The sequence below is a fragment of the Bacillus mycoides genome (assembly GCF_001757995.1).
Lineage (GTDB): Bacteria > Bacillota > Bacilli > Bacillales > Bacillaceae_G > Bacillus_A > Bacillus_A mycoides_B.
Map to the genome: position 1 here is coordinate 1 of NZ_LXLV01000046.1, position 5,617 is coordinate 5,617.

5 protein-coding genes and 2 pseudogenes are annotated in these 5,617 nt (G+C 31.6%); 2 read left to right on the forward strand and 5 right to left on the reverse strand.

Annotated features, from left to right (window positions below):
• Positions 1-335 precede the first annotated feature (335 nt).
• Both BWGOE10_RS30205 and BWGOE10_RS16185 read right to left on the reverse strand, forming a co-directional pair.
• Positions 336-698, reverse strand: a pseudogene (locus tag BWGOE10_RS30205) (DDE-type integrase/transposase/recombinase); the annotation flags it as partial.
• Positions 699-832: 134 nt separating this feature from the next.
• Entirely contained in the window at positions 833-2,062 is a 1,230-nt protein-coding gene (locus BWGOE10_RS16185) for a helix-turn-helix domain-containing protein (RefSeq protein WP_070144178.1), read from the reverse strand.
• Positions 2,063-2,440: 378 nt separating this feature from the next.
• Here BWGOE10_RS16185 and BWGOE10_RS30210 point away from each other — a divergent pair, with 378 nt between their 5' ends.
• Together BWGOE10_RS30210 and BWGOE10_RS16190 are read left to right on the forward strand one after the other, a co-directional pair.
• Positions 2,441-2,590 (forward strand): hypothetical protein, encoded by a 150-nt coding sequence (locus BWGOE10_RS30210; RefSeq protein WP_236736038.1) that lies wholly within the window; start codon positions 2,441-2,443, stop codon positions 2,588-2,590.
• Positions 2,591-2,720: 130 nt separating this feature from the next.
• Complete coding sequence (locus BWGOE10_RS16190; protein WP_070144179.1) at positions 2,721-3,017, forward strand: prealbumin-like fold domain-containing protein; 297 nt, start codon at positions 2,721-2,723, stop codon at positions 3,015-3,017.
• A gap of 761 nt (positions 3,018-3,778) precedes the next feature.
• On the opposite strand, the gene BWGOE10_RS16200 is transcribed toward BWGOE10_RS16190, so the two are convergent.
• The 3 genes and pseudogenes from BWGOE10_RS16200 to BWGOE10_RS16205 form a co-directional block, all read right to left on the reverse strand.
• Positions 3,779-3,997: an alpha/beta-type small acid-soluble spore protein gene (locus BWGOE10_RS16200; protein ID WP_070144181.1), complete on the reverse strand. Its 219-nt coding sequence runs from the start codon at positions 3,995-3,997 to the stop codon at positions 3,779-3,781.
• A 112-nt stretch (positions 3,998-4,109) separates the two neighbouring features.
• Positions 4,110-4,214 (reverse strand): annotated as a pseudogene (locus BWGOE10_RS31710) (Virginiamycin B lyase); the annotation flags it as partial.
• 152 nt (positions 4,215-4,366) lie between these two features.
• The gene (locus tag BWGOE10_RS16205; RefSeq protein ID WP_070144182.1) at positions 4,367-5,539 is read right to left on the reverse strand and encodes a tyrosine-type recombinase/integrase; all 1,173 of its coding nucleotides are present in this window, start codon (positions 5,537-5,539) and stop codon (positions 4,367-4,369) included.
• Between the last annotated feature and the right edge of the window lie 78 nt (positions 5,540-5,617).

Here is a 5,617-nt window from a genome sequence, read left to right on the forward strand (position 1 = left end):
AATTAATATATATATGGTAAATAAATAACTATTTTATTTTAACCGAGCTGGTTTGATTTTAGAAAAAATAATTATAGAATAATTTAATAGGATCACTTATACTTTTTTACCTTTATTTGGGTATGTATAATTACATAAAGTATAGATATATCAAGTAATATATGTTATTTCACTAAATTTTATGGAATAATTCCCGATATTACTATTAATAAATACTTAATTTATCATGCTCTTTAATTTACCATATTCTTCAAAAATGTCTTTATATAGTCATAAAAAACCTCTTAAATACAATTCATTCCATTCCAACCAACTCAATATTTAACATGAAGATAATAAACTAGATTCTTATCGATCGTTATAACAAGAAGTTTTGAAACATGAAAAGGCCGCAAAGCTTTCTTGAAAAAGCGCTTTGCAGCCTTCTGGTTTTTTGTTTTGCTTAGAAAAAAATGGTTTATGTTTCCTTTCAAATTAACACCATGATATAAATATATCCATTGCCCTTTTACTTTGATATATGTTTCATGGACTCTTCAAGAGCTATTTGTTTGAGGTGACGTCAGATTCGTTTGTCTAATTCAGAACCATACTGATGAATCCAACGCATAGTCGTTGTAGGAGAAATGGATAAGCCCCGTTTCTCCATTATTTTCACCAAATCACGAAAACTGAGGTTATTCCGTTAACAAAATAATATCAGGCTGATAATGCGTCTATTTAATTACATGTTCCTTTTTCAGGCCAATCACGCACTCTTTGTAGAGTAATAGGTTCAGTATGTCCAAGTTTTAGAGACTACTTACACGTGCACCAGAAACAGATATCTAGCCTATATTACGGTATGTTTTTCACGATACTGTCTAGGAGTCATGTTAGTTGATTTTTTGAAAACCTTTGTAAAATAACTTTGGTCGTTAAAATTTAGCCAAGCGCAAATATCTGATAATGGATATGTAGTTAGTGTTAATAATTTTTTTGCTTCTTCCACTCGTTCCCTTTGAATATATTCACTTAATGGAATCCCCACTTCTTTTTTAAATAATTTAGATAAATAAGTAGGGGTAATATCCAAATGATTAGCGAGTTCATTGAGAGATATTCCATCGTAAACATTTTTACTAATATGATTCATACATGTAGTAACCGCATTTGAAAATTTTTGCGCATTGAATTCTTTCACCCGATCTGCAAAAGTACGTAAAGCGTCTCCTGACAATCGCCTTACAGAGTCCACGTTCTCTAGTTGTTCCATGGTTTGGATATACAAAATACTAAGAGCAAAAGCAATGTCTGGTGGGAGGTTACCTTCTATCGCATATCGAGTAGCTAAAGTAATCGCAATAATTCCAAGAATTTTTTGGTTTCTGAGTGGATCCGCTATTAAAATAGGTTCAACATCTTCTTGTGAAACTGCATACATATATTGTATTAACTTTTTTTTATTTCCTTCTTTGATTGCTGAAAAATAATCATGTACTAATGCCATGTTGTGAGTTTTAGGTTTATTTTCTCGGCGTTTTAAAATATATAAATCAGGTTTCACAATTTTATCCGGAACTTCCTCTAGCACTCTATTTTTTTCTAAAACAATACCTACATCTAACTTTTCATTGAAAATCATGTAATGTAATAAAATTCCCATATCAATTAAAGTAGTTTTTTTAATCTCAGGTAGGCTCTGATAATAGGCTAGTCTTTCTTGGATATTATTATTTGAGTTAATTTCTTTTCGAAGTTTAAAGGTTATATCATCTGAGCCCTTTAGATGTATAGTGGGACCGATTATAATAGTCCCTTTTATATAATCATGATTTGCTATATGAATTAGGACGAAATTTTCAAGATAACTGTTACATCTGAAAAGTGGCAAGTTATAGGGATCATTTTCTTGATAAATGTGACTAAGATGTTCTTCTTTCGAAGAATAAAAAGGACTACAAACATCATCAGAAGTAGAATGATATAAGATTTTTTTGTCTGTAGATAAAATATGAACAGGTACATTAAAGGCTTTATGTGCGAGATCACACAAGTGTTGTATATCGATGGGATTATTCATTACCTTCTCCTTTTAATTAGATTTAATGATAAATTTTTACATTGTTCCTTTATGGATTCATAAATTATTTTCCGTCAGGTATAACTCACGACAAATATTACTATAAAATATCAAAATAGTACAATTTACGACAAAATATTACTATATTTTTTTTGTGAAAATCATATATTATTTAATTGTAATTAGCATCTAAATATCGAAGTAGATATGAAAAGTGTGAAAGATACTTTATCTGAGTGGAAAGAAATAGATCTTTTTCTTGTAATTTTCTAAACGACAGTGAAATGAGCGGAGGTCGTTTCTTAATTCTACAAGATCCAATCATAGAATCCGAGAACACAGTGAAGAACCTACAAAATACAAATACAGAAATAAGGGATGAACTGGAGTATACGAGTTTTAACAAGAAATTCGCTTCTTGCTAGTCTTGTGAAAAATCTATCCATTGCGGATACATTGCCAGAAGGATTGGAATATGTCCCAGGCACATTACAAGTAGATGGAAAAACAGTGACTGGCATACAGTAGTATTCCATGCGAGGGCCAAGCTGGAAAAGAGATTCAAAATACAGCGAAAGTCACAGGAGATACTGTACCACTGCAAGAACCAACAGCAAAAATTCCATTTCAATCACTTGGGTAGATTGAAACTGAGAAAGTGGATACTTCTGATTCAAATGTAAAACTGAAAAATACTGTGTTCCAAATTTTAGACAAAGATGGTAAAGTGATTGGGAAATTAACAACAGATGAAAATGGTAAGGCTACTTCTGAACCACTATGCTTCGAAAAGTACACAGTGAAAGAAATTCAAACACCAAATGGATATATGTTATTTAGAGATCCAATTGAGGTAGAGGTTTCATCATCAGTTCAAAAAATAAAAGTAGAAAACACAAAAGACGAATGGAATATTCAAAATATTGGCGGTATAGGGACAACTATTTTTATCTAATTGGCCCTATATTAAAGGTCGCAACATTAGTTTTATTTTTCCGCAAAAGTGGAAGAAATGAATAGATTTCAAAATTAATAGCAATAGCAAAGGAGACAAGACATATGAAATAGATTTTTAATATGTTGTTAATCTTTGTATTAACAGTCTCTTTGCTACCTAGCTTTATTACCGCATCACATAACATATTATTAATTTTCTGATTGCAATGGTTGTTAATTAACAAAAAGCAGCACCTCTAATTAAGAGGTGCTGCAATATAAATCCAAAGTAAAAGTAGACATTAGACACTTAGCGCACAGTAAATTGACCTCAAAACTATAGTTACTGCAATACCTGGATTTGTTTATTCTATAACAAAAGAAATGTCACTTAGGGATTATTGCTTTAAATCCATTATTGTATTAGGCATTCTTTGTATGACATTTTTTATTGATAAATATCTATGGCTACTTGAATTTTTCACTTCATTTTTAATTGATAATCAGATCACCTATTTTAAGTGTATTACATTAAATTGTTTTAAGTATTATACACTTAAAATTACGGACGAAAACAAAAGGACGTTTAACCACCTTTTTATCTCTATTATAGGATTCTATTTCAATCAATACATATGGTATTACCCTAATCAATCAAAAAGCTTATAAAGGAATCTGAGAGGTCGATTTTCGGACTCATAATCATCTTTTTAAATTTTATGTAAATAAAAGGAAAAAGTATCCATGTTTATATGAATACTTTTTTATTACCTCTTTAACTTAGTGTAATCTATATTGTCCCGTTAATTGTTCCTCAGCCATTCGAACTAAGCGTTTTGTAATTTCTCCACCAACAGAACCATTTGCGCGTGCTGATGTCTCTGGTCCAAGTGTGACCCCTAATTCACGAGCAATTTCATACTTCATTTGCTCAATAGCACTTGCAGCGGCAGGAATAAGAACTTCATTTGTATTATTTTCGTGTCTTGGAATATTCATAATTGCACCTCCATTATATTTGTATATAACATGTGCTTAATTATGATATTTATACATGAGTTAACTATTTTATTTGAGGATAATGCAAAATTTATTTAAGTGGAAACATTATCCCTTTCTGTTCCGTAAACCACAATGCCCCGTCTATTCCTACGGTTATTCCATATGGTCCTGAATCTATTTCATTGACCACATATTCTTGTATCGTGATCCTCATATCATTTCCTCCCATTGAAAATTTTGGGTATTGTTTATGAGTATATCACTTATACTCGTCAGGTAGCATAGTAAAAAAAATGAAACCTGTCAGGGTTTATTTTTCTTATCTTGATAGTTATGTGGCGGCATCCCTAATAAATACCTTTTTATTCATTGCAACATATCCGCAAATGAGGTACCCACATTATTCTTCCGTTTCATATACTTCTCTAAATAGATTTTTGTTGTTTGGATATTTTCATGCCCCAGCGTTTGCATTAAATGATATAGATCTGCATTTCCTTGTTCAACTGCCATGATTGCAAAAGCATGACGGAATGTATGCGCCGTTACTGGATTCTCACGATACTGCAGAAACTCTAAATTTGTCTTTTTTATCATATCTGTTACCTGATTCGATAACGTTTTTGAATTATAAAAGTTACCCCTTTGATTTACAAATAAAGGACTTTCATCTCCTTGATCCAATACAGTTTGGAACCCTCTTCTTCGTCTCATTTCACAAATACACTGATACATATGTTCCGAAATGAAAAGTTCACGCACTTTATCCCCTTTGCCCGTTACTTTTAACCAGTGCTTTCCGTCATAGTGTAAATCTTTGACCCTTGCTGTACACAATTCTTGAATTCTTGCACCCGTACTTGCCAGAGCTAGTAAAATTGTATAGTTTACTAAATGCCCTCTTTCTTTATAAAAACCTAAGATTTTCATAACTTCATCATAAGATAGGTCCCGATTTGGCCGGTCCTGTTCATTTACATTTGCGCGCTGCAGTTCTTCATGAAGAGGTTTTTCGATATAAGCAAATACATGAAGGTGTTTTAAAAACGAACGAATTAATACTGTTTTCTTGGCAAGTGTTGCGACTGCATATGTATCCCCATTCCTACCGTTCTCTATCTGCTTCAACCAAGAATTATATTTACGAATATGCCAAGGTTGTAATGTTTTTAATAAAGAGGCATTTTGCTGTACCTCTTCCCCATTCAATTCGAACTCTACTGCATGCTGCACCATGCACTGACAAAATGATAAGATTTCAGATACATAACTCTTTTTCGTATCCTCTTTTCTATTCTTCTTCTCATCCATATCTTTTTGTAAATGTACGAAATGATAAATGACTTCCAGGTCACTTAAATACGTATATTTACTCTTTCCCTCTTTTTCTGCAACCTCCATCTTCTCTTCTACCTTATCTACATAATTATTGTTATGCAGAAAAGGAACGATATCACTTATATTCTCTAAATATGTATCTATATATTCACTTTGATTATTTATAATAGGTAAGTTTTCACTTCCACTTTTATTATCCATATTTCAAATTCACCTCTCCTATTGAAGATTATGAATACAATTCTCTTTATTAACTATACTTATCATTTTATTTCACTT

Excerpts from the sequence above, each read along its gene's own strand:
- BWGOE10_RS16205 (WP_070144182.1), bottom strand. The coding sequence starts at position 5,539 with ATGGATAATAAAAGTGGAAGTGAAAACTTACCTATTATAAATAATCAA.
- BWGOE10_RS30210 (WP_236736038.1), top strand. The coding sequence starts at position 2,441 with ATGAACTGGAGTATACGAGTTTTAACAAGAAATTCGCTTCTTGCTAGT.
- BWGOE10_RS16200 (WP_070144181.1), bottom strand. The coding sequence starts at position 3,997 with ATGAATATTCCAAGACACGAAAATAATACAAATGAAGTTCTTATTCCT.
- BWGOE10_RS16185 (WP_070144178.1), bottom strand. The coding sequence starts at position 2,062 with ATGAATAATCCCATCGATATACAACACTTGTGTGATCTCGCACATAAA.